The organism is Streptomyces paludis (assembly GCF_003344965.1).
In the GTDB taxonomy this organism is placed as follows: domain Bacteria; phylum Actinomycetota; class Actinomycetes; order Streptomycetales; family Streptomycetaceae; genus Streptomyces; species Streptomyces paludis.
In genome coordinates this window covers 6,890,823-6,913,831 of the sequence record NZ_CP031194.1, presented here as the reverse complement: position 1 = coordinate 6,913,831, position 23,009 = coordinate 6,890,823, and the positions used below count along the sequence as shown (strand labels likewise).

The following is a 23,009-nucleotide window of genomic DNA, read 5'->3' as shown; positions in this document are numbered from 1 at the left end:
AGGTACGGAGGGGCGGTCGGGATACGGGGGCGGGTTCAGCCCTTGAGGCCGCTGGAGGTGATGGACCGGATGAAGGACTTCTGCGCGAGGAGGAAGGCGAGCAGCACCGGCAGCACGGTGATCACATTGCCCGCCATGACGGCCGACCACTGGGTGTGGTGCAGTCCCTGAAAGGTCGTCAGCCCGAGCGGGAGGGTGTACTGCGTGTCGTGGTTGATGGCGATCAGCGGCCAGGTCAGGTCGTTCCAGGTGGCGAGGAACGTCAGTACGGCCACGGTGCTCAGCGCGGGCCGTGACAGCGGCAGCACGATCAGCAGGAGCACCCGCAGCCGTGAACAGCCGTCGATCCAGGCGGCCTCCTCCAGCTCCCTCGGCAGGGAGAGGAAGAACTGCCGGAAGAGGAACACCGCGAAGGGGGTGACGAGGGACGGGACGATCAGCGCGCCCAGGGTGTCGATGAGCCCGAGCCGCTTCATCACCAGAAAGGTGGGAATCATGGTGAGCTGGAACGGGATCGCCATCGTGGCCAGCATCGAGACGAGCAGCACACGCGACCCGGCGAACCGCATCCGGGCGAACGCGTAGCCGCCCAGCGCGCCGAGGACCAGGTTGGAGCCGACCGCGACGGCCGACACGACGAGGGAGTTGGCGAACCAGCGCGGGAACATGGCGTTGCCGAGGACGTACCGGTAGCCGCCGAGGTCGATGCCCGAGGGCCACAGCGCCGGCGGGAAGCGGTTGATCTCGGCGTTGCTCATCACGGAGCTGAGCAGCAGCCACAGCAGTGGTACGGCGAAGAGCAGCGCGAGGGGCGCGAGCAGCAGATGCCAGATGCTGAACGGCAGCCGTGTACGGGCCCGTTCGGGCGCGGCGGGCGGCGTCGCCATCACGGCCGGCGCCGCCGCCGTGCGGGTGGTCGGGGTGACCGTCATCGTGCGGCTCCTTCGAGGCGTCGGTCCTCGCGGGCCCGGACGAGCCGCAGGGCGCCGCCGGCCGCCAGCAGGGCCAGGGCCAGCGCGTAGGCCGCGGCGGCCCCGTACCCGGCGGTGAAGTTCTTGAACGCCTGCTCCCAGATGAAGTAGACGATCACGGTGGTGGAGCCGAGGGGCCCGCCCTTGGTCGTCACGTACACCAGGTCGAAGACCTGGAGGGCGTTGATGGCCTGCCAGAGCAGCAGGAACACGGTGACCGGGGTGAGGGTGGGCAGGGTGACATGGCGCAGCAGGTGCCACCGCCCGGCGCCGTCGAGCCGGGCGGCCTCGATGAGGGTGGCGGGTACGTCCTGGAGCGCGGCGAGATAGACGACCACGCAGAAGCCCGTACCGCTCCACAGCGAGATCCCCACCAGGACGAGCAGCGCCTGCCCGGGGTCGGTGAGGAACCCCTGCGGGGAGATGCCGAGTTGGTGGAGGAGGGAGTTGGCGGCGCCGAACTCGGGGTCGAGGATGAAGGAGAACAGCACGCCCTGGGCGGTGGCCGAGATGACGAACGGGACGAAGATCAGGGTGCGGTAGAGGCCCACGAGCCGGATGCGCCGGTTCAGTACGAGCGCGAGCAGCAGCCCGAGTCCGAGGCTGAGCGGCACGTAGAGCGCCGTGTAGAGCAGGGTGTTGCGCACGGCCTCGGCGAAGTGCGGATCCTGGGCGAGCGCCCGGTAGTTGTCGAGTCCGACCCAGCGGCCGGGGGTGACCAGGTCGTCCGCCCGCAGGGACAGCAGCAGCGACCAGGCGACGGGGACGACGCTCAGTCCGAGGATGATCAGCACCGACGGCGAGAGGAAGGCCCACGCGGTCGCGGACTCGCCGCGCAGCGCGCGGAGGCGGCGCGGCCGGGCGCGTGGCGCGGGGGCGGCACCGTCGCCCCGGTCGGGTCCGGGGAGCGTGAGCGGAGTGGGCAGACGCGGCATCGTGTTCCTGTTCCTCTCGACGCGGGATCGGCTCAACGCGGAATCAGCAGGGCGGAGTTGGCCTCGTCGGCACAGCGCCGCAGCGCCCGTTCCGGAGTGCTCCGGCCGAGCAGTACGGATGCGATGGCCTGCCCGAGCGCCCGGGAGATCTGCGGATACGCGGGGTGTACGGGACGTACGCGGGCGGACTTCAGCGCCTCGGTGAAGACGGGCAGCCCGTCGGTCCCGCGGTCCTGCGCACGCCAGGCGGGCAGTGCCTGGGTGGAGCGGCTCAGCGGCAGACTGCCGGCCATGATGTCCCACCGCACGTCCTGGGCGGGCTGGGTGAGCCACTGGACGAAGGTGCGCGCGGCCCGTACCCGCGCCGCGCCGTTGTCGAACACCGTCCAGGTGTCGGGGCCCGAGATGGTCATCGGCCGGCCGCTGTAACTGGGCAGCGGGACCACCCCGTAACCGATCCCCGCCTCCTGGATGTCGGGCAGCTGCCAGGGGCCCGTGACCACCATCGCCATCCGGCCGGAGAGGAAGACCTGGTACATCTGCTCGCTGCCGGGCTTGGGGTCGACGTACACGCTCCGGTCGCGGGTGAGCGCGGCCACCGTCTCCAGGGCCCGGACCCCGCTGTCGGCGAAGCCGATCCGTTTCCCGTCCGCCGCGATCACGTCGCCGCCGAGGTCCCACACCATCGGCCAGAGCCGCCAGACGGTGTCCTCGTCGCCGACGCCGGGCCAGCCGGTGCCGAAGGTGCCGCGGGCCCGGTCGGTGAGACGGCCGGCGGTCTCCACGAACTCGTCCCAGGTCCAGCCGGGCCGGGGCAGCGGCAGTCCGGCGTCCGCGAAGAGCTTCTTGTTGCAGACGACGGCGAGCGAGTCGAGGAGCGCGGGGGCCGCCCGTACCCGGCCGTTGAGGGTGACGGCCTCCCGGGCCGGGGCCCAGTAGTCGTGCCACGGGACGGGCCCGGAGCGGACGGTGTCGGTGAGGTCCACCACCGACGGGCTGCGGGCGACGCTGGCCAGGTCCGAGCCGAAGACATAGGCGATGTCGGGGAAGGAGCCCGCGGCGAGCGCGGCGGTGATCTTCTGGAGCATCGCGTCGGAGAGGACACCGCCGCCCGCGTCGACGCGGATCGCCGGATGGGTCCGGTTGAACTCGGCGACGAGCTGCTCGATGGCCTTGCGGCCGGTGTCCGCCTGTCCGTGCCACAGCTCGACGGTGACACGTCCGTCGGCTCCGACACCGTCGTCCCGGCCGGCGCCGCAGCCGGGCAGCGCCACCGCGGTCGCGGCGCCGAGCGCGAGCCGGGCGCCACCGCGCAGGACCGAGCGGCGGTCGGGCGCGGCGGGCACGGCGGGCATACGGAATCCTGCGGCCATCCGGGCCTCCGGGGAAGGGGTGGGTGGTGCGGAGGAAGAGAGAGCGGGCGTGCCGGGACAGCGCGCGAACACACCGCGCGAACACACTGCGGGAACACACCGCGAGGACACACCGGACCGCACCCCGGAACCGGGTCGGGGCCGGTCCCGGGGGCGGAGACGGGGGAAGGGAAGGGGAAGGGGAAGGGGAAGGCGGACGGAGAGAGGGGACGGATCAGCAGGTCTGGCGCAGGTACTTGCCGCTGCCGGCCGGCGAGACGTCCACATCGCGGCGGACGATGCTCAGTGTGTTCTTCCAGCCCGCGCAGGCCCGGGAGAGACCGGCCGAGGTGTACTCGATGACGATGACGTTGTTGCCGAAGTACTTCGTGTAGTCACCGCACTCGTTGTACTGGCCGCACTCCTCAGCGACGGCGAAGTCCAGCCCGTTCGCCACCCGCGAGGAGGCCAGCTCGGCGGTGTTCTTCTGGGCGATGGCCAGGCCCTTGTCATGGGCGTGCGAGGAGAGCTGGGTGATGAACGCCGAGGCGGCGCTCGCGTTGAACTTGCCCTGGGAGCGCTCGTAGCTGTCGTAGTTGTCGGGCTCGACGGCCTGGAAGCCCTTGGCGGCGCAGCCGTCGATCCAGCCGTTCACCTTGGCGGCGATCCGGGTGCGCTTGGCGGCGGTGCCGATGTCGAGGATGGCCTCGTCCCAGTCCTCGTCGATGATGACGTTGCCGTTGGCGTCGCGCAGCAGGAGGTCCGCGTCCCACTGGCCGATCTCGGCGGGCTGGACCTGGAAGGCGTTGACGTAGCAGATGTTGTAGAGGCCGGCCGCCGGTGCGGCCTCGCGGTCACGGCTGACGACGGTGACACCGGAGGGCGGGGTGTAGGCCCCGCCGATCTGGTAGTCGAATCCCGCGTGCGCCGGCGGGAGGGTGACGGCCGCGGCGGCCTCGGCCACCGGCTCCGCGCTCGCGGGGGAGGACGCGAGCAGCGGGGTGATCACCGTCGTCGCGAGCGCCGCGACCGCGGCGAGACATCGACGGGACCGGACACGATTGATGATCATCTTTGAGCTCCAGAAGATGGGGGGTACGTCCCCGCCTCGGACCGGAGAAGGTCCTGGCGACTCAGTCCGGGCTCGCGGCGCGGGGGCCGTCTACCGGCTGGGCGTACCTCTGGCGCCGGATGCTCAACCCTGGCGTTGCATGGAGTAAAGCGATCGGAATTCTCCATGTCAACAGCTCAAAGTTGCTCGTTTGACGCTCACTTGAGGGACCGCGCGGTCACGCGGCACTCCACCGTACCGGCCCTCCCGGTGCCGAGCTGCGCTCTTCCGCCCGGAGCTATGCTCATCTCATGCTGCGAACTGAGCGTCATGCGCGGATACTTGAGCATGTCTCCGCGAAAGGCGGCGTGGACGTCCATGAGCTGTCCCGGCTGCTGAACGTCTCGGGCGCGACCGTACGGCGCGATCTCCAGCATCTCAGCCGGCTGCATCTGCTGCGCCGTACACACGGCGGGGCGGTGGTCGGCAGCATCGGTCTGGAGGTGCCCGTGCAGCACCGCGCGGAGCGCCGCCGGCCCGAGAAGCAGGCCATCGCGCGGGCGGCGGCGGCGCTGGTGCCGGAGGGCGCGGTGGTCGGGATGACCGGCGGCACGACCGTCACGGAGGTGGCCCGGCTGCTGGCCGGGCGCGGGCCGGTCACCATCGTCACCAACGCCGTGAACATCGCCGCCGAACTCGTCCTGCACCGGGATGTCAATCTGGTCGTCATCGGCGGCAACGCGCGCACCGCCAGCTATGAACTCGTCGGCCCCATCGCGGAGAAGACCCTCGCCGACCACCACACGGACATGACGTTCCTGGGCGTGGACGGCATCAGCGCCGCGCACGGCTGTACGACCCACGACCAGCTGGAGGCGGCGACGGACCGCGCCTTCGCGGCGGGCAGCGGACGGACGGTGGTCGTGGCGGACCACTCGAAGATCGGGAAGGTCACCTTCGCCAAGATCTGTCCGCTGACGGACATCCACCATCTCGTCACGGACGACGGCGCGCCGCGGGACCAGCTGGCGCGCATCGCGGACGCCGGGGTGCCGGTGACCGTCGTCGAGAGCCGCTGACCAGAGCGCTGCTGATACGCGCGGTCCTGAGCGGGGCTCTACCGATACGTGCGGTCCTGATCGGGGCTCTACTGATACGTGCAGTCCTTGCTTCCGCGCGCCCGGCCCAGCCGCGAGTGCCGCCGGCGCTCCCGGCGGGCCCGGAGCGCCCGGACCGGCGAGGGCCGTCCGCCGCGTACGGTCAGCTCCCGCTCGGCGACGAGCTGGCCCAGCGCGGGCACCACCCCGGGCGCCACCGCCACCGGCACCGCCGCCGCGCCCCAGCGCCGGGAGCGCTGCCGGACGAGACCGCCGCGCCGGGCCGGCTGCGCGGGCACCCGTACGGCCACCGGCTCGGGTACGAGCACCTCCCGCGGCACGGCGGGCGGCGCCGGTACGGGCACCACGACCGTCGCCCGCGTGAGCAGCACCACACCGCGCGCCGCCACCACCGCGCCCGACAGCGCCGCCACCACGCCCACCGCGCCGCCCTGGAGCCGCTCGCCGAGGAGGGTGAGGCCGATCAGGGAGGCGGCGACCGGGTTGGCGAGGGTGAGGACCGCGAGCGGCGCCCCCAGACCGCCCCGGTAGGCCGTCTGCGAGAGCAGCAGCCCACCGGCCGCGAAGGCCGCGACCACCAGCGCCACCGCGCCGACCTGCCACCACGGCAGCGCGTCCACGTCGCGGGCCGTCGCGGCGACCGTCACGGTCTGGGTGAGGGCGGAGGCGACGCCCGAGATCAGCCCGGAGGCCGCCGCGTGGCGCAGTCCCGGCCGGGCGCCCGGCCGGCTCAGCAGCGCGACCAGGGCCAGCGCCACGCCCGCCACGCCGAGGGCCTGTGGCAGACCGAGCGTCGCGGCGGGGTCCGAGCCGGCGGCGGTCAGCAGGATGATCGCGAGCCCGGCCAGTGTGTACGCCGTACCGCGCCACTCGCCCCGGCCGACCCGCCGGCCGACCCGGTGCGCGCCCAGCGGCACGGCCGCGACCAGGGTGAGCGCGCCCAGCGGCTGGACGACCGTGAGCGGCCCGTACGTCAGCGCCACGACATGCAGCAGCGCGCCCGTCGCGTTCAGCCCGACCGCCCCCCACCAGGCGCCCCGGCCGAGCAGGGTGAACAGCGGGGTGCCGGGGACGGTACGGGCGGCGAGCCGCTCCTGCGCCACGGCCGCCGAGGCGTACGCGAACGCCGAGACGAGCGACAGGGCGATCGCGAGGGCCGTCGCGCCGCTCATCGCGCGGCTCCCGACGTGGCCACGGGTACGGCGGCGGGCCCGGCGGCGGGCTCCCGGACGCCGCCCCCGGACCGTACGACCAGGGACCGGGCCCGGCCCCGGACGGCCCCGGGCCGCCCCGGCGCGCGGAGGAACGCCAGCGCGACCCCCAGCATCGCGACGGCCACGACGGCGTCGAGCCAGTAGTGGTTGGCGGTGCCCACGACCACGAACAGCGTCACCAGCGGGTGCAGCAGCCAGAGCCACCGCCACCGCGTCCGGGTGGCGGCGATGAGGCCGACCGCGACCATCAGGGCCCAGCCGACATGGAGCGAGGGCATCGCCGCGAACTGGTTGGCCAGGGTGTCGTGCGCGGGGGACGCGCCGTACACCGTCGGCCCGTACACCCGCCCGGTGTCCACCAGCCCGGTCCGGGCGAGCAGCCGCGGCGGGGCGAGCGGCATCAGCAGATGCAGGGCGAGCGCGGCGCCGGTCAGGGCGGCGAGGACCCGGCGCGACCAGAGGTAGTGGGCGGGCCGGCGCCAGTAGAGCCAGCCCAGGAAGAGCACCGTCGCCGGAAAGTGCACGGTCGCGTAGTAGGTGTTCGCCAGGTGGACGAGGGTGCTGTCGTGCAGCAGCAGCGCCTGGACGCCGCCCTCCCCCGGCAGACGGAGCGCCCGCTCCCAGTCCCAGACCCGGTCCGCGTTGCGGAACGCCTCGGCGGTGTGGCCGGTGGCGGCCTGCCGGCCGAGCTTGTAGACGAGAAAGAGGCCGACGACGAGCAGCAGTTCACGTACGAGGGGCGGTCGGGCGGAAGGTTCCTGCTTCCGTTCGGCGGTCCCAGCGCGGGCGTTGGTGGTCACCACCCGACCCCTTTGCATGGACGACACGCCGTGGTTGAACGACGTGGTGGTACGGCGACGCGCCCTGGACCGCGCCCTATCGATACGCCAGTGTACCGATACGCGATCGTATCGGTACACTGGCGTATCGGTACACGGTCGTATCGATCCGCGAGGACGGGAGAGACGATGACGACGCAGCCACGCCGCTCCAAGATCACGCCGGAGCGGGAGCAGGAGTTCTACGAGGCCGCCCTCGACCTCCTCCGCGAGGACGGCTACGAGGCCCTGACCATGGAGGGCGTCGCCGCCCGCTCACGCTGCGGAAAGTCCACGCTCTACCGGCAGTGGGGCACCAAGCAGCGGCTCGTCGCCGCGGCCCTGCGCGGCACGCGCTGCGTCCGGCTCGCCGACATCGACACCGGCACCCTGGAGGGCGACCTGCGCGCCGTGGCCCGCTCGGCGGCGCTCTTCTCGGCGCGCGACACCTCCCTGACCCACGCGCTCGGCCACGCGGTCCTCCAGAACCCGGAGCTGCTGCGGGCCCTGCGCGAAGCCCTCATCGAACCGGAGATCGCGGCGATCAACGCCATGGTCCGGCGGGCGGTGGAACGCGGCGAGATCGCGGCGGACAACCCCGCCGCGGAATTCGTCTCGGTCCAGCTGTCGGGCGTCATCCGCGCCCGTCCCATGCTGGAGGGCCTCCCCGCCGACGAGGCATACCTCACACGCTTCATCCAGGCGTCGATCCTCCCCGCGCTGATCCGCCGGACGGCGACGCCCTCCTAGGGCCTGCGGTCCGCCGTCCGGGCGGAGGGTGTCAGACCGCGGCCCGCAGGTGCGCGGTCGCCCATTCCGCGAAGCCGGTGAGCGGGATGCCGAGGGCCCGCGCGTACTCCGGGCGGGCCGGCTGACCGGCCTCGTTCAGGAAATCGTGGCTCGCGCCCATGGCCGGCATCCCGGCGGCGGCGGCTTCCTCCAGGGTCATGTCGGGTGCGGCAAGGACCGTTCCCGTACTGCGCGAGAGGACCGCCGCGATGTCGGTCATCGTCAGGTAGTCACTGGCCAGTTCGAGTGCGACCCGGTCGAAGCGCTCGGGCTCGGCGACGGCCGCGGCGGCCGCCGAGCCGATGTCGTCGACCGCGACGAGGGACACCCGGGTGCCGGGCTTCAGGACGCTCACCAGACCGCCCTCGATGCCCCGGGGGAAGAGGAATTCCTCGGACGGCAGGAAGTTCTCCATGAAGAAGCACGGCTTGAGCAGCGTCCAGTGCGGGAAGCCGGCCTCCCGCACCCGGTCCTGGATCCCGGTCTTGGTGGCGTAGTAGGGCTCCAGCGCGGCCCAGCGGCCCTCGGCCCAGCCGGGGCTCCCGGTGTGCTGCCCGGCGCCGGAGACGGAGGTGTGCACGAACTGCGGCACCCCGGCGGCCCTCGCCCCCTCGATCAGATGGACGGCCTGGGCCAACTCGCCCTCGAAGAGACGTCCGTTCATGTCCGGCATCTGTACGGAGAAGACGGCGCGGGCCCCGTCGGCGGCCCGGGTCACGGAGTCGCGGTCGTCGAGGTCGCCGGTGACCAGCTCGGCGCCCAGCACTTCGACGGCCTTCGCGCGGGCGGTCGCGGGGTCACGGACCAGGGCCCGTACGGGAACGCCCCTGGCGAGCAGGGCACGTGCGACGGCGCCGCCCTGCCGACCGGTGGCCCCGGCGACCAGGACGGGCGCGGACTCGGTGGTCATGGCTGTAGGCATGGCATTCCTCCGGTGATGACACACGACTGATGACACACGGCTAAACGGCGGGGTCCGCCACTTACCTTCCGGTACGATACGGAGGGCCCCACCACTTAGCAAGCCCGGGAGAGAACGCCATGACCGTCCAGCGCGCGGACGCCCGGCGCAACTACGCGCGGATCCTCGCCGTGGCCGAGGCCGAGGTCGCCGCGCACGGCGCCGACGCCTCCCTGGAACAGATCGCCCGCACCGCGGGGGTCGGATCGGCGACCGTACGCCGGCACTTCCCGGGCCGGCGCGCGCTGCTGGACGCGGTGTTCAGCGAGCGGATCGAGGCCCTGCGCGCCCGCGCCGAGGAGCTGGCCGCGGCGGCCGACGCACGGGCCGCGCTGCTCGACTGGCTGGGGGCCCTCACCACGTACGCCGCCTCCGCGCGGGGCCTGGCCGGCGCGCTGGTCCAGGACGGGACGGACGACCAGGACCATGTGAACGCCTGCTCGACGAAGATGACCGAGGCGGCCGAACCACTGCTGCGGAACGCCGCGCGGGCCGGCGCGGTGGCACCGGGCGTCACGGCCGCCGACCTGCTCACCCTGATCACCGGCATCGCCCTGGCCACGGAACACCATCCGGACCCCGCCGCCGAGGCGCACCGCCTGCTCGGCCTGGCCATGGAGGGGTTCAGCCCCCTGAGGTGAGCGGGGCACACGTTGGGAGCACTGCGCGGCGATCCGGCGGACCGCCTACGCCCGCCGCCCACCGCGCCGTCCTCCGACCGGCGTACCCCCACCGATCCGGCCCTTCCCGGCCAACGGCTCGCGTCATATACGAGCCGTGACGAAAACGCGCCCCCGCGCAGGCGATCGCGGCGCCCCGCCGCGCCGGGGCGGCCCCGGACAGGCGCGGTGCGGGGCATCTCCATCCGGCGATGATCGGGATAGCTCACAATCAGTCAATTTCGGCCAGCGTGTGCCCAGTTGCATCGTTGTTGACGATTCGAGATGGCCATATACGCTCCACCCGACGGCATCGCCCCATTCGCATCAGGAGGCCGATCATGTCCCGTGTCTCGGAACAGCGCCTGGTCCGACAGCTCCCGGCCGTGCCGTTCTACTGCCCCGTCCCGCCCGCGCGCCACCCCGCCGCCGACGCGCTGAACGAGCGGACCGTCGCGTGGATGCTGCGCCGGCGGCTGGATACGGACGAGCGCCAGGTCAAACGGCTCGCCGTGTGCGACTTCGGCGGTCTGACGGCCGCGACCATGCCGTACGGGAGGTTCGAGCCGCTCACCCTGATGGCGAAACTCCACGCCGTGCTGTTCTCCCTCGACGACGGCGTGTGCGACGAGGCCGGGGCCACGGCGGAGCGGCTCGCGCAGGAGACCTCGCGCATCATGCGCGCCGTGGAGGCGCCCGAGGCGGGGTCCGCCGGGGACTCGCCGCACACGGCGGCGCTGCGCCGGCTCCGGGTGGAGCTGGAAGCGTTCGCCTCGCCGCGGCAGCTGCGGCGGATGACGGAGGCGATGCGCGTCTACACCTCCGGGCTGGTGTGGGAGGCGTCCTGGCGCGGCCGTCCCGATCTGCCCTCGCTGGACGACTACGTCGCCCTGTGGATGCGCTCCATCGGGATGGCGCCCTCCACCGCGATGATCGAGATCGTCGGCGGCTTCTCGGTCCCGGACCGGGACCTTCAGGACGCCCGGGTACGGGCCCTCACGGAGATCACCTGGACCCTGGTCAGCTGGGACAACGACCTGTACTCGCGCAACAAGGAGCTGGAGCGCGCCGACGACAACCTCAATCTGATCGATGTCGTCTGCCAGGAGCAGGACTGCGAGCCCCGGCGGGCGCTGGTGCGGGTCGTCACCATGCGGGACCGGGTCATGGTGCTGTTCGAGCGGCTGGCCGCGCAGGTCCTCGACGAAGCCGGCAAGGACCTGCGCCAATATGTGCACGGACTGGCCCAGTTCGTCCGCGGCCATCTCGACTGGGCGTCGTCGTGCCCCCGTTACGCCGTCGAGTCGGGACCGCGGGCGGCCCCCGGCGGATGGTGGAAGCCGCAGCCGGCCGACAACAGTCTGGAGCCGCTGCCGATCCCCACGATCGCGTGGTGGTGGGACCAGCTGGACAGTGACTGACGGTACGTCAACTACCGTTCCACCAGCGGGCCACCGCCGCCCAGGCGCGCTGCGGCGCGCTGCCGGTGCGCTGCGCCGGGACCGGGCTCGCGACCGGCGCCGGTTCGGTGGCGGGATCGGGAGCGGGTCCGGGCGCGGCAGCGGTGCCAGGAGCGGAGGCGGCGGCGAAGGCCGGGGTCGCGTACGCCTCCTGCGGCACGATCGGTGCCGAGCCGGGCCGGGGCGACTCCACCTGCCACTGCGGTCGCGGCGCGGCGGCCGTCGCGCTCGGCGGGCCGGCGACGTCCTGCGGGGGCCGGGGCGCGAAGGTCACCGGCAGTTCGGTCAGCTGGTGCGACATCAGGGCGCCGGAGTAGCGCAGTTCGCTCTCCTCGACGGCGAGCTGGAGATCCGGCAGCCGCATCAGCAGCGCGTCGATCCCGGTGTCCGCGATGGCGCGGCCGATGTCCTGCCCCGGGCACTCGTGCGGGCCGCCGCTGAAGGCGAGATGGGCCCGGTTGCCCTGCATGTGGGCGCGGAGATCGGGCCGTACGACCGGGTCCACGTTGGCCGCGGCGATCCCGACGATCAGCGCGTCGCCCGCCTTGATGCGCTGGCCGCCGAGTTCGGTGTCACCGACCGCCCACCGGCCGAAGATCGTGGTGAACGGCGGCTCGTCCCACAGTGTCTGCTCGACCGCGTCCGGCAGGGTCATGTGGCCGCCGCTCAACTGGGCCCGGAAGCGGGGGTCGGTGAGCACCATGCGCAGTACGTTCGCGATGAGGTTGGCGGTCGTCTCGTACGCCGCGATGAGCACGAGCCGCAGATGCTGGCCGACCTCGTCGTCGGTGAGCCCGGCCGGGTGCTCCACGAGCCAGGTCGCGAAGTCCTCCTCGGGGACGATGCGGCGCCGCTTGACCAGCCGCATCAGGGCGGCCATCACATAGGCGTTGGACTCGTTGGCGGTCTCGGTGCCCTTGATCATGTCGCGGGCGGCCTGGACGAGCCGTTCGCTGTACTCCTCGGGCATGCCGAGGATCTGCGCCATCACCATCATCGGCAGGTGCTCGGCGAAGCTGCTGACCAGATCGGCGCGGCCGTCCTGGCAGAAGTCGTTGACCAGCCGGTTGCTGTAGCGGTTGATGTAGCGCCGGACGCCCCGGTGGTCGATCCGGGCGATCGAGTCGGTGACCGCGCCGCGCAGCCGCTCGTGGTCGGCGCCGTCGGCGAACACACAGATCGGCTGCCAGGTGAAGACGGGTGCCAGGGGGTGGTCCGGGGGCGCGCTGCCGTCGTGGAGCGCGCGCCAGCGCCGGGAGTCGCGGGAGAACTGCGACGGCGTACGCGTCATGTGCAGGTTCTCGCTGTGGCCGAGCACCAGCCAGGCCGGTACGTCGCCCTGGAGCAGTACGGGGGCCACGGGCCCGTGCTCGGCGCGCAGTTTCTCGTACAGGCCCATCGGATCGCGTTCGGCCTCGGGCCCGTAGAGCCGCCGGGGCCCGGGCATACCGCTCAGGCTGTCTATGTCGTACGGGCTCAGGCCGTGGGCCGGGCAGCCGGGGGGCGGCACCGGGCGGTCGTCCGACCCGGGCCGGGGGGAGAAGGGGGTGGTCACGGTCGCTCCAGGGATCAGGCCGGAAGGGATGGGGGTGGTGGGGGCTCACGGCGGCGGATCAGCCCGCCGGTACGGCCAGTGCGTGCAGATAGCGCATCAGCGTGAGCAGGGTGTCGCGGCTCGACTCGCGCAGCCGGGCGTCGCAGTCGATCATCGGTACCTCGTCCGGCAGGTCGAGGGCCCGCCGCAGCGCCTCGACGGGGTGGTGCGGCGCGTCCGGGAAGGTGTTGACGGCGACGACGAAGGGGACGCCGCGCTCCTCCAGCCGTCCGATCACATCGAAGCTGACTTCGAGGCGGCGGGTGTCGACGAGGACGACGGCGCCCAGCGCGCCCTCGAAGAGGCCGTTCCAGAGGAACCAGAAACGTTCCTGGCCGGGGGTGCCGAAGAGATAGAGGACCAGCCGCTCGCTGATGCTGATGCGGCCGAAGTCCATGGCGACGGTGGTGGCGGTCTTGGTCTCGACGCCGGAGTTGTCGTCGACCCCCACTCCGGCCTGGGTCATGGTCTCCTCGGTGGTGAGCGGCCGGATCTCGCTGACCGAGCCCACCATGGTCGTCTTGCCGACCCCGAAGCCGCCCACGATCACGATCTTCACCGCGGAGGTGGCCGTGTCGGGCAGGACGTCTTCGCTCCTGGGGCCGGTGATCGTGTCAGAGTCTCTGAAGTCCATGCATCACCGCTTCGAGAAGGGACCGGTCGGGGAGCGAGGCGCGTACGACGGGCTCGCGGGATTCGACCAGTTCGGCCGCCAGGAGTTCGGTCAGCAGCGCGGTCACCACGCTGAACGGGAGGCCGAGATAGGCGGACAGCTCGGCCACGGAGAGGGGCGCCCGGCAGAGCCGGAGGATGGCGGCGCGTTCCGGCTGGACCGTCGGTGACGGATCGTCACGCGCCATGATCATGGTGACCAGATCGAGGGACGCGCGCTCGGCGCCGTCCGGACCGCCGGTGATCACGTACAGCCGGCCGGGGTCGGTGACATCCGTCTCGGGCTGCCGGCGCTCCCGAGGGGCGGGCAGACCGGGAGGGCCGGTCATCCGGCCTGCCCGTCGTGGCGCGGCGGGCTGGTCAGGTGGGCGCCGATCCGTACGACCATGTCCCGCATCCGGGCGCCGACCAGGCCGGCGTCGACCGTGTCGGCGGCGAGGACGGCGAGATAGGCGCCGGCTCCGGCCTCCATCAGATAGAAGAAGCCGCCCCCGATCTCGATGACGACGAGCCGCATCCGGCCGTCGCTGTGCGGGATCTCGACGGCGACGGCGGCGGCCAGGCTCTGGAGGCCGGCGCAGGCGGCCGCGAGCCGGTCGGCGGCGTCGGGGTCACCGCCGTGCCGGGCGATCCTGAGTCCGTCCGCGGAGAGCACCACGATCTGGTGGATCTGCGGCACGCCGTCGGCCAGCTCCTTGAGCATCCAGTCCATGTTGGCCCGCTGCTGAATCACTTGAGATCTCCCTTGTCGCGCGCGTCGTCGGAGTCGCCGAGGTCACCGGGGCGCCGGTCCGGGGGCTCGCCGGCCCCGGCGGACGGCTCCTGGGGGGTGCCGTTGACCGCTTTCGTGAACGCTTCGAGCCAGATGCCGGGGCCTGGCTTCTCCTCGCCGGGGGCGCTCCGGCCGGGGGCGTCCGTGCCGGGTCCCCGGGGCCGGCCGGTGGCTGGACTCCGGTCCGGGCGAGCGCCGTTGACGGTGGCCGGCGGGGTGCCGTACGAGCCGCCGGAGCCGTAGGTGCCGCCGGCGGCGGACGCGTGTCCGTTGTTGATCAGGCCGAGGTTGTGGGAGCCGAGCGGGGCGCGGCCGCGGCTGCGCCGCTGGGGCAGTCCGTTCTCCGTCCACTCGGTGACGACGGGTACGTCGTCCTCGATGGCGGGCACGACGACGGGGGCGGCGGCGGGCCTGGGGACCGTGACCGGGGCCGACGGCTGGGGGCCGGTGACCGCCCGGACCCGGTGGGCGGGGCGCAGCATGTCCTTGGTGGGCAGGTCGTTGGGGACGCCGCGGGGGCCGGCGGTGGCGCCGATGCCGTGGGCGATGCCGGGCGCGGGCCCGGTGGTCACGACATCGCGCGGCACGATGAGGACGGCGCGGACGCCGCCGTACGCGGACTGCCGCAGCGAGACCTGGAGGTGGTACATCTGGCAGAGCCGTCCGACCACGGCCATCCCGAGCCGGGGGGTCTCCCCCAGGTCGTTGAGGTCGATCCCGGCCTGGGCCTTGGCGAGCATGCGCTCGGCCCGGGCGCGGGCCTCCTCGCTGAGGCTGACGCCGCCGTCCTCGATCTCGATCGCGATACCGGTCTGCACCTCGACGGCGGTGACATGGACGCGGGTCTGCGGCGGCGAGTAGCGGGTGGCGTTGTCGAGGAGTTCGGCGCAGGCGTGGATGAGGGGTTCGACAGCGGTGCCGACGATGGCGACCTTGGCGATGGAGTGCAGATCGACGCGCTGGTACTCCAGGATCCGGGACATCGCCCCGCGCAGCACACTGAACAGCGGTACGGGCTTGGGCCACTGGCGTCCCGGGCGGGCCTTGCCGAGCACGGCGATGCTGTCGGCGAGCCGGCCGATCAGCGCGGTGCCGTGGTCGATGCGCAGCAGATCGTCGAAGACCTCGGGGTTGCGGCCGTGGGCCTCCTCCATCTCGCGCAGCTCGCTGGCCTGCTGGTGGACGATCGACTGCACACGGCGCGCGATGTTCACGAAGGAGCGCTGCGCGGACTCGCGCATGGCGTCCTCGTCGTCGACGATCTTGAGGACGGAGTTCAGCAGGGAGCGCTGGGCGGCGGGCAGTTCGCGGTAGCGCTCGTCGGCGTCGACGATGTCGCGCATGACCTCCTGGGGCGACTGGCCCTGGCGCAGCCGGTGGATCGCGGCCGGCATGAGTTCCTTGCCGAGCCGTACGGACTCCTCGTCGTGTTCGGCGAGGCGCCGCTCCAGGGCGGCGACGCGGTGGGCGTGCTGGGCGCGCAGGAGCGTGGCGGTCATCCGGCGGCGGGCCAGCTCCGCGGCGCACCAGGCGACCACTCCGGTGGCGGCCACGCCGTACAGCACCAGCGGTATGCGCGCGGCGTCCGGGGCTGCCGCGACGACGACGGCGGTGGCGGCGGCCATCAGGGCGACGGGAAGGGCGAGCGCGCGCACGACGGGGGACGGCTGATCAATGGGGGGTGCTTCAACTCGAACCATGTGAGCCCTCTGGCGGTCGATTCAGGTCGGATAATTCGAACAATCGCGGAGCATGGGAACAAGTGCCTGATTACGTATCAACTCGGCGCGCTCCGCGAGAGCTTAGCCCGCCACAAACGACACTTCGGCCTATTCGCGCAACCTGACCCACAGGCCACACCTTCGGGCATAGACTCGCGCGTTTGCACGGAGCGCTTTCGAAAAAGCACGAAGCGTGACACCCTCGGACATGCCGAAGGGGCCGTTCCCATCGGGAACGGCCCCTTTCGTGAAGCGCTTTACATGACGGTGTTACGAAGCGACGTCCGCGGCGAGCAGACCGAGCAGCTCCTCCACGATGACGGGCGCCTGGCGCTGGAGCGCGGCGACGTCGATGCCCTCGTCACCGAGGATGGAGAGCAGCGCCCGGTCACCCACCGCCAGCACGATGACCTGGCCGCCGCCGCAGCGGATGACGACATCGCGCAGCGCGCCGGCGTCCGCCTGCTGCGCCATCCGCGCGCCGAGGCCGAGCGTCGCCGCGGCGAGCGCCGCGATGGCCTCGGGCTGGACGGTGTCGGTGTCGGCGGCCACCAGCAGGCCGTCGGCGGTGGAGAGAACGCTCTCCGACGCCCCCATCACCCGCTCCCGCAGCGAGGCCAGCACCTCGACCAGCGAGCCGAGCGGGACGGGGGACGTGACGGGCGAGTCTGCGTGCATGCTGTGCGCTCCTTGGTGATGATCCGGCCGAGGGTGGTGCCGTGGGGCGTCGTACGCGGCTCAGGGCCGGAAGGGGATCGCGATCCCCGGGTCACCGGGCCGGGTGAGCTGCGGAAATCTGGTGAGCCGCTACAAGCCGTCCTGGGGTGCGGCGGGCAGCTCCGGACCGCGGGACGACCGGTCCGGGCTCGCGCCGCGGACCCGCCGGGGCAGTGAGGCGGCCGGCGCCGGCAGGACCGCGACCGGCTGTCCGGCGCGGGCCCGGGGGGCGGTGCTCGGCCGGTCGGTCCGGCGCGGGCGGTCCCACTCGATGAGCCCGAGGCCGTCCATCCGGATCAGATCCGCCATGACACCGAAAAGGCCCCGGCCCAGCGTGAACGCCAGATCGCGGGGCGTGCGACGGCCGTTGGCCGTGACGAGCAGGGACCGGTAGCGCGCCGGCAGCCGGGCGGCCCGGCCGTCGGCGCCCGCGGCGGGCCGGGTCTTCGCCCGGGCCAGCTCGGCCGGCGGGCCCCATTTCTTGGAGACGACCGCCACCCGGCGCGAGGTCTCCTCCGCCAGGGCGTGCGGCTCGATCCCGTGCCGGGAGAGTACGGTCGCGGCCGGCTCGGCGACCTCCCACTCACTGGGTTTGCCCAGGGACAGCGCGAACGCGCCCTCGAAGACCGTCGCGGCGCAGACCAGTTCCAGCTCGGCCTCCCCGATCCGCCCCTGGCCGGCCAGCGCGGTGGCGAGACCGTCCGTCTCCTGGGTGGCGGTGAGGGCGGCGGACCAGACCTCGTCATCGATACGGCCGGATTTCAGCAGCGCCGACTCGACGGACGGCGTGCCCGGAGTCTCGATCGCGCTGACCAGTCCGGACCGGAGGTGAATCGTTCCTCCAGGTGAGCCGGCCAGCCTCACCGTGCCGCTGAAGTTGTCCTGTCGCAACTGGCGCAGCAGGGCGGGCACATTGCGCGGGTCTCCGGTCGTCATGCCAGCACACCTTCCGCGTGACCGTTCAACTGCCGCAGGGCCAGGGCGAGATTCGTCCGTTCACGGTCGAGCGAGGCGACGAGGAGCAGGGGGTCCCCGGCTCTCCGTACGGTCTGCACCACGTGATAACGGCGCGCACTGGTCACGATCACGCTCTCCAACTCGCTTCCGTCCCCCGCCCGTCCCACCTGGTCGGTGATCACGGCCGTCACTTCCGCGGTGTCCACGCCGTCCCCGACCTCCAGCGCGTCGCCGACGGCGCAGTAGGTGAGACCGGTGACCGCGTCCACCAGGGCGGCTCCGGTGACTCCGGGAGTTTCCAGGAACCGGGAGAGGGACGCTTTCAACGCTGACACGGTCACCCCTTCATTTTAAGACAGATTACACAGTAGCCTAGTCTGTAACTTGCGCTTTAGTGACCGATCTTGGCGCTTTTCGTGGCGCTGCTGCCGGGATATCGGCACGACGACCCGGCGCCATCAGCTTGAGGAACAGGAACCGCGATGAACCTTGACACCGCACTCAAAGAGGCAATGACCATCGACGGCGCCATCGGGATCGCGGCGGTCGACTACGAGAGCGGCATGTCGCTCGGCATGCTGGGGGGCGGGCAGGGCATCGACCTGGAGATAGCCGCCGCGGGGAACACCGAGGTCGTACGGGCCAAGGCGCGCACCCTGGCCTCGCTGGACATCGACGACATCGTCGAGGACATCCTCATCACCCTCGGCAAGCAGTACCACCTGATCCGCCCGCTCGCCGCCAGCCGCGGCTCGCTCTTCCTCTACCTGGCGCTGGACCGCTCCCGGGCCAACCTGGCGCTGGCCCGGCACAACCTGCGCCGTATCGAGAACGAACTGGAGATCTGACCGGCCGTCCCGTCCGCCCCTCCCCCGGCGTCCCCTGTGGATATCGTGACCGGTCACGGACAACGCGGGGAGCGGGGGCGGACGGGTGGGCGAGGGGCGGGCCGGTTGGCTGCGGGTGCCGGTGGGCGCGGACGCGGAGCGCTGGACGACACGGGGACGGTGCCGGCTGGTGCTGTTCGTCGTGCACAACGTGACCTCGGCGACCCGGCTGCTCGATGTGCTGCCGCTGTTCCGGGACGATCTGCGGGTCCAGTCGCTCATCACCTGCACCGGATCCTCGCCGTTCCAGGCGGGCGTGGCCGAGCTGATGGCCGAAACCGGTGTGCCCGTACTCCCCTGGGAGCAGGCGCTCGCACTCCCCGCGCACCTGGCGATCTCGGCCAGTTTCGGCGGCCGGCTCCCTCTTCTTGACGCTCCATTGACCGTGCTGTCGCACGGAGTTGGCTATAATAAAAGGCTGGCTACACCGGACACCGGACACCGGACACCGGACACCGGTCGCCCTTCGCCCGTGTTCGGCCTGTCGCCCGAGTGGCTGCTCGCGGACGGCTCGCCCGTCGCGGACGCGATGGTGCTCTCCCACCCCGAACAGCTGGACCGGCTGCGCGCCGCCTGTCCCGAGGCGGCCCCGACCGCCGTGATCGCCGGGGATCCCTGCTTCGACCGGATCCTGGCCGCGCTGCCCCACCGCGAGCGCTTCCGCCGCGCTCTCGACGTACGGCCCGGCCAGCGGCTCGTCCTGCTGAACTCGACCTGGAACCCGGACGCGCTCTTCGGTGACGGTGGCGCGGACGATGTGCTGCCGTCGCTGCTGCCTCGGCTGACCGCCGAACTCCCCGCCGACGAGTACCGGGTGGCGGCCGTCCTGCACCCCAATATCTGGCACGGTCACGGGCCCGGACAGATCCGGGCCTGGCTGGACCGGGCCCGGCGCGGCGGTCTGGCGCTGGTGGACCCGCTGGAGGGCTGGCGCCAGGCGCTGATCGCGGCCGACGCGGTCATCGGGGACGCGGGCTCCGTCAGTTACTACGCGGCGGCGCTCGGCGTTCCCGTGCTGATGGGCGCCGAGCCGTCGGACGGTCTCGACGCGGCGTCCCCCGTCGCCGCGTTCGTACGGCGGGCACCCCGGCTCTCGCCGTACGCCCCGCTGCGCGCGCAACTGGACGCCCTGCTGAACGGACCCGTCTCCGCGCCGGGTTCACGGCCGGGCCCGGGACCGGGATCGGGGCCAGCGTCAGGACCGGGACCCGCCGAGCTGGTCTCGTCGGTGCCGGGCGAGGCCGCCACGCTGCTGCGCCGCCACTTCTACCGGCTCATCGGCATCCCCGAACCGGATGAACCCGCGCTGCTCGACCCGCTGCCGCTGCCCCCGTACGAACGGACCGTCCGGACCGCGCCCCTACGGGTGGTGACCCGGCTCCCGCCGAACGGCGGGATCGAGGTGAGCCGGTACGCGGACCCCCGCTCGGAGCCGGCGGGCGAGGGCGACGCGCATACCGCCGTCCACGAGGACACCCTCGATCCGGGCCGGCTCGCGCTGGCCGATGTCATCTTCCGCGACGGCGCGGCCGACGATGTGCGGTTCGGCGGACCCGAGCGGTGGACCGCCGAGATCCTGACCCGCCATCCACACTGCTCCGTCGCGGCGTTCATCACCGGCCCCGGCACCTGCCTGGCGCGAGTAGGCGGCACGAACAGCGCAGGGACGCTGCTGCGGCTCGACGGGGGTGCCTGGGCCGCCGACCCCGCTCTCCATGTCTCCGCCCTCCACGCCCATCTGGCCGCCGGCGGGAAGGTGGAGGAGCTGACGGCGGCCGGGCTGACCGTACGGACCGGCCGGCATACGCACCGGGTCACGGTGACAATCGCGGACCCCGCGCCGGTCACCCCCCGGGCGCGCTGAGGCAGCGCTCCCGCAGCGCCCGCAGCAGCCCGAGGTGATGGGCGGCCCCCTCCTTGTCCAGCGCGACCAACGCCTCGTCGATCAGCGGCAGCGCACCGGCCGGATCGTCCTCGTCCAGATGGGTCTCCGCCAGGTCGGTCAGCGTCCTGGCCGTGTTGTACGCCTCGCCGGTGGACCGGAAGTGCGCCAGCGCCTCCGTCAGCAGCGCGCGGGACCCCTCGAAGTCGCCCAGGCCGCGCAGGGCCCGGCCCCGGTGCCGCGCCAGCAGGGCGTGGGCGCGCGGCAGTTGTCCCGCCGACTCGTCCTCGGGCGCTATCCGTCCGAGGACGGCCGCCGCCGCCTCGAACGACGCGTACGCCTCCGCGAACCGCCACTGGCGCAGCCGGAGCAGCCCCAGCGACTCGACGGCCGACGCGTGGCCGAGCGGATGCCCTGCCGCCTCCTCGGCCCCGGCGGCGGCGGTCAGTTCGGCCTCGGCCTCCTCGTAGCGCCGCAGCTCCATCAGGTCGAGCCCGAGCAGCGAGTGCATCCGCCCCGCCTGCCGGGTCCCGGGGCAGTGGCCCTCGGCCACCCGTACCCCCGCCCGGAGCGCGGGAAGCAGCACGTCGTGGTGCCCGGCCTTGAGCTGGAGCGGCCAGAGCGCCTGGCAGAGCGCGAAGACCGCGTCCGCGTCGCCGGACTCCTCGGCCGCGTGCACCGCCTCGACCAGATTGCCCAGCTCGGCGGCGAGCGCGCCGAGCGCCTCCCCCGTGCTCCCGTACGGACTCGGCCCGCCTCTCAGCTCCTCGTAGAGCGGACCGATCGCCCACGCACCCGGCAGGGCGGCCAGCCGTGCCCGGGCCGCGAAGCGCGCGTACCGGCGGACCGTGCGGGCGAGGGCCGCCGCGCAGGCCGCGATCCGGTCCTCACCGGCCGCGGCCGACTCGGCGTGCTCGCGGACCACCGGACGGTAGTGGTACCGGCCGGTGTCCGTCCGCTCCAGCAGCTGACGGTCGGCGAGTTCACCGAGGGACCGGGCCGCCTCGGCCTCCGGCAGGCCGATCGCTCCGGCGACCGCCGCCGGATCCAGCGCGGGCCAGGCACGCAGCGACATCAGCCGGTAGACCCTGGCCGTGCCGGGATCCAGCGCGCGGTAGGCACTCTCGACGGCGGCGCGCACGGGGTCGGTCCCGGCCATGGACGGCTCCTCCGGTCGGAGTGCGGCGGCGCGGCCGGTGGCACCGGGCGTCGGACCGTCCGGGTCGCTGTCCGGGTAGCCGTCGGGGTCGGTCAGCCGGGGCACGGCGGCGCGCAGGGCGTACGGCGAACCGGCGCACCGCTCCAGCAGACGCGGCACCTCGTCGCGCGCGCCAGCCAGGGTCTCCTCCCCCGCCAGATCCGTGAGCAGCCGGCGCGCGTCCTTGTCGGCGAGCGGCCCGACCGGGACGAGGAAGGCGTCGAGCCCGGCGAGCGGACGCCGCGCGACCACCACCGTGAGGACTCCGGGCGCGGAGGTCAGCAGCGGCAGGACCTGTGCGGAGGAGTGGGCGTGGTCGAGCACGACGAGCAGCCGCCGGTCGGCCGCGCAGCGCCGGAACGCGTCCCTGCGGTCGGCCGCGTCCGGCGGGATCGCGTCCTGCGCCATGCCCAGTTGAGCGAGGAGGCTCCGCAGCACCACCTGGGTGTCCACCGCCGTCCCCGGCGAGGCTCCGCGCAGATCCGCGTAGAGCTGTCCGCCGGGGAAGAGGTCCGCCCTCCGGCATCCCCAGTGGACGGCGAGCGCGCTGGTGCCGATGCCCTCCGGTCCGTGGACCAGCGCGACCCGGGGCCGGCCGTCCGCCTTGCGCCGGGCCTCCCGGTCGAGCTGCCGCATGGCGGCCCGGCGGTCCGTGAAGAAGCGGACGGACGGCGGCAGCGACGGTATGGAATCGGCACGCGCGGGCCCGGGTGCCGTACGGGCGAAGGCCGCCCACGCGCGGGCGAACGCCGGGTCCCGCAGCACGCCCTCGTGGACCAGCCGCGCCACGGCCGACAGCTCGGCGGGACCGGCGGGCGCGACCACCTCGCGCCCGGCGATGCGCCGCACCAGACCTCCGGCGGACTCCCAGGCCCACTTGCCCGCCTCATTGGCCATCCCCGCGCCCACGGCGCCCAGCACCGCGGTGATCGCCGCCAGCGACATGGGATCCAGCATGCTCCGCTCCCCCCGCTCCCCCGCACCCCGGTCCGGCGCGCGGCCCCCGAGGGGACCGCGCGCCACGTATCGGGATCAACCGTAATCCGGATCAGCGCCAGGTGGGAGGGGGTTGGCGATTACTCGCCGCTTCGCGCAACGGCGGTTGGGGCGGCCCCCGTTCGGGAACGTTGATTCTTCCGATCATGTACGGAACGGCCACCGGTCCGCCTGCCGCCGGACGCCCGCCCAGCCGCCGCAGCGCACGGAAAACGGCGGGGCCGGGCGGAGAACAGCGGAACCGGACGGGAAAGTACTGGACGGTATCAGGCGGAAGCGGCCGTA

22 protein-coding genes are annotated in these 23,009 nt (G+C 72.9%); 6 read left to right on the top strand and 16 right to left on the bottom strand.

What is annotated here, in order from left to right; translation table 11 throughout:
- Window positions 1-35 precede the first annotated feature (35 nt).
- The 4 genes from DVK44_RS30525 to DVK44_RS30510 all read right to left on the bottom strand — a co-directional run bounded on the left by DVK44_RS30525 (window position 36) and on the right by DVK44_RS30510 (window position 4,330).
- Window positions 36-932 carry a carbohydrate ABC transporter permease gene (locus tag DVK44_RS30525; RefSeq protein WP_114663859.1) on the bottom strand — a complete coding sequence of 299 codons (897 nt, stop codon included), beginning with the start codon at window positions 930-932 and terminating at the stop codon, window positions 36-38.
- Window positions 929-1,906 (bottom strand): carbohydrate ABC transporter permease, encoded by a 978-nt coding sequence (locus DVK44_RS30520; RefSeq protein ID WP_114663858.1) that lies wholly within the window; start codon window positions 1,904-1,906, stop codon window positions 929-931. Before DVK44_RS30520 ends, DVK44_RS30525 begins: the two co-directional genes overlap by 4 nt.
- A 32-nt stretch (window positions 1,907-1,938) precedes the next feature.
- Window positions 1,939-3,279, bottom strand: a complete 1,341-nt coding sequence (locus tag DVK44_RS30515) for an ABC transporter substrate-binding protein (RefSeq protein WP_408055372.1) — start codon at window positions 3,277-3,279, stop codon at window positions 1,939-1,941.
- 214 nt (window positions 3,280-3,493) lie between these two features.
- A complete protein-coding gene (locus DVK44_RS30510; RefSeq protein WP_114663856.1) occupies window positions 3,494-4,330 on the bottom strand; it encodes an endo alpha-1,4 polygalactosaminidase in 837 nt (278 codons plus the stop codon).
- Between the two features lie 290 nt (window positions 4,331-4,620).
- Between DVK44_RS30510 and DVK44_RS30505 the strand changes: the two genes are divergently transcribed.
- Complete coding sequence (locus tag DVK44_RS30505) at window positions 4,621-5,388, top strand: DeoR/GlpR family DNA-binding transcription regulator (RefSeq protein ID WP_114663855.1); 768 nt, start codon at window positions 4,621-4,623, stop codon at window positions 5,386-5,388.
- A 68-nt stretch (window positions 5,389-5,456) separates the two neighbouring features.
- Here the strand turns inward: DVK44_RS30505 and DVK44_RS30500 are convergent, their stop codons facing one another.
- Together DVK44_RS30500 and DVK44_RS30495 are read right to left on the bottom strand one after the other, a co-directional pair.
- A complete protein-coding gene (locus tag DVK44_RS30500) occupies window positions 5,457-6,599 on the bottom strand; it encodes a DMT family protein (protein ID WP_228447436.1) in 1,143 nt (380 codons plus the stop codon).
- Window positions 6,596-7,441: a phosphatase PAP2 family protein gene (locus DVK44_RS30495; RefSeq protein WP_228447435.1), complete on the bottom strand. Its 846-nt coding sequence runs from the start codon at window positions 7,439-7,441 to the stop codon at window positions 6,596-6,598. The genes DVK44_RS30500 and DVK44_RS30495 overlap by 4 nt, the downstream gene beginning before the upstream one ends.
- A gap of 168 nt (window positions 7,442-7,609) precedes the next feature.
- Between DVK44_RS30495 and DVK44_RS30490 the strand changes: the two genes are divergently transcribed.
- Complete coding sequence (locus tag DVK44_RS30490) at window positions 7,610-8,209, top strand: TetR/AcrR family transcriptional regulator (RefSeq protein ID WP_114663853.1); 600 nt, start codon at window positions 7,610-7,612, stop codon at window positions 8,207-8,209.
- Window positions 8,210-8,240: 31 nt separating this feature from the next.
- On the opposite strand, the gene DVK44_RS30485 is transcribed toward DVK44_RS30490, so the two are convergent.
- The gene (locus DVK44_RS30485) at window positions 8,241-9,158 is read right to left on the bottom strand and encodes an NmrA family NAD(P)-binding protein (protein WP_114663852.1); all 918 of its coding nucleotides are present in this window, start codon (window positions 9,156-9,158) and stop codon (window positions 8,241-8,243) included.
- A 131-nt stretch (window positions 9,159-9,289) separates the two neighbouring features.
- Between DVK44_RS30485 and DVK44_RS30480 the strand changes: the two genes are divergently transcribed.
- Together DVK44_RS30480 and DVK44_RS30475 are read left to right on the top strand one after the other, a co-directional pair.
- A complete protein-coding gene (locus DVK44_RS30480; protein WP_114663851.1) occupies window positions 9,290-9,850 on the top strand; it encodes a TetR/AcrR family transcriptional regulator in 561 nt (186 codons plus the stop codon).
- 359 nt (window positions 9,851-10,209) lie between these two features.
- Window positions 10,210-11,289 carry a terpene synthase family protein gene (locus DVK44_RS30475; RefSeq protein WP_114663850.1) on the top strand — a complete coding sequence of 360 codons (1,080 nt, stop codon included), beginning with the start codon at window positions 10,210-10,212 and terminating at the stop codon, window positions 11,287-11,289.
- A gap of 7 nt (window positions 11,290-11,296) precedes the next feature.
- Here DVK44_RS30475 and DVK44_RS30470 read toward each other — a convergent pair whose 3' ends face one another.
- From DVK44_RS30470 to DVK44_RS30435, 8 genes are all read right to left on the bottom strand, one after another.
- Complete coding sequence (locus DVK44_RS30470; RefSeq protein WP_114663849.1) at window positions 11,297-12,883, bottom strand: cytochrome P450; 1,587 nt, start codon at window positions 12,881-12,883, stop codon at window positions 11,297-11,299.
- 58 nt (window positions 12,884-12,941) lie between these two features.
- Entirely contained in the window at window positions 12,942-13,556 is a 615-nt protein-coding gene (locus DVK44_RS30465) for a GTP-binding protein (RefSeq protein ID WP_114663848.1), read from the bottom strand.
- The gene (locus DVK44_RS30460) at window positions 13,537-13,923 is read right to left on the bottom strand and encodes a DUF742 domain-containing protein (RefSeq protein WP_114663847.1); all 387 of its coding nucleotides are present in this window, start codon (window positions 13,921-13,923) and stop codon (window positions 13,537-13,539) included. Before DVK44_RS30460 ends, DVK44_RS30465 begins: the two co-directional genes overlap by 20 nt.
- Window positions 13,920-14,327 (bottom strand): roadblock/LC7 domain-containing protein, encoded by a 408-nt coding sequence (locus DVK44_RS30455; RefSeq protein ID WP_114663846.1) that lies wholly within the window; start codon window positions 14,325-14,327, stop codon window positions 13,920-13,922. Before DVK44_RS30455 ends, DVK44_RS30460 begins: the two co-directional genes overlap by 4 nt.
- Entirely contained in the window at window positions 14,324-16,066 is a 1,743-nt protein-coding gene (locus DVK44_RS30450) for a sensor histidine kinase (protein WP_114663845.1), read from the bottom strand. The genes DVK44_RS30455 and DVK44_RS30450 overlap by 4 nt, the downstream gene beginning before the upstream one ends.
- Before the next feature lie 291 nt (window positions 16,067-16,357).
- Window positions 16,358-16,765 (bottom strand): roadblock/LC7 domain-containing protein, encoded by a 408-nt coding sequence (locus DVK44_RS30445; protein ID WP_114663844.1) that lies wholly within the window; start codon window positions 16,763-16,765, stop codon window positions 16,358-16,360.
- Between the two features lie 129 nt (window positions 16,766-16,894).
- Window positions 16,895-17,740, bottom strand: a complete 846-nt coding sequence (locus DVK44_RS30440) for a hypothetical protein (protein ID WP_181957566.1) — start codon at window positions 17,738-17,740, stop codon at window positions 16,895-16,897.
- The gene (locus DVK44_RS30435) at window positions 17,737-18,096 is read right to left on the bottom strand and encodes a hypothetical protein (RefSeq protein ID WP_181957565.1); all 360 of its coding nucleotides are present in this window, start codon (window positions 18,094-18,096) and stop codon (window positions 17,737-17,739) included. Before DVK44_RS30435 ends, DVK44_RS30440 begins: the two co-directional genes overlap by 4 nt.
- A gap of 147 nt (window positions 18,097-18,243) precedes the next feature.
- On the opposite strand from DVK44_RS30435, the gene DVK44_RS30430 reads away from it, so the two are divergent.
- Window positions 18,244-18,609 carry a hypothetical protein gene (locus DVK44_RS30430; RefSeq protein WP_114663842.1) on the top strand — a complete coding sequence of 122 codons (366 nt, stop codon included), beginning with the start codon at window positions 18,244-18,246 and terminating at the stop codon, window positions 18,607-18,609.
- 85 nt (window positions 18,610-18,694) lie between these two features.
- Window positions 18,695-20,512 (top strand): hypothetical protein, encoded by a 1,818-nt coding sequence (locus tag DVK44_RS30425; protein WP_114663841.1) that lies wholly within the window; start codon window positions 18,695-18,697, stop codon window positions 20,510-20,512.
- Here DVK44_RS30425 and DVK44_RS30420 read toward each other — a convergent pair.
- A complete protein-coding gene (locus DVK44_RS30420) occupies window positions 20,493-22,685 on the bottom strand; it encodes a tetratricopeptide repeat protein (protein ID WP_114663840.1) in 2,193 nt (730 codons plus the stop codon). The genes DVK44_RS30425 and DVK44_RS30420 overlap by 20 nt on opposite strands.
- Window positions 22,686-23,009: the final 324 nt, after the last annotated feature.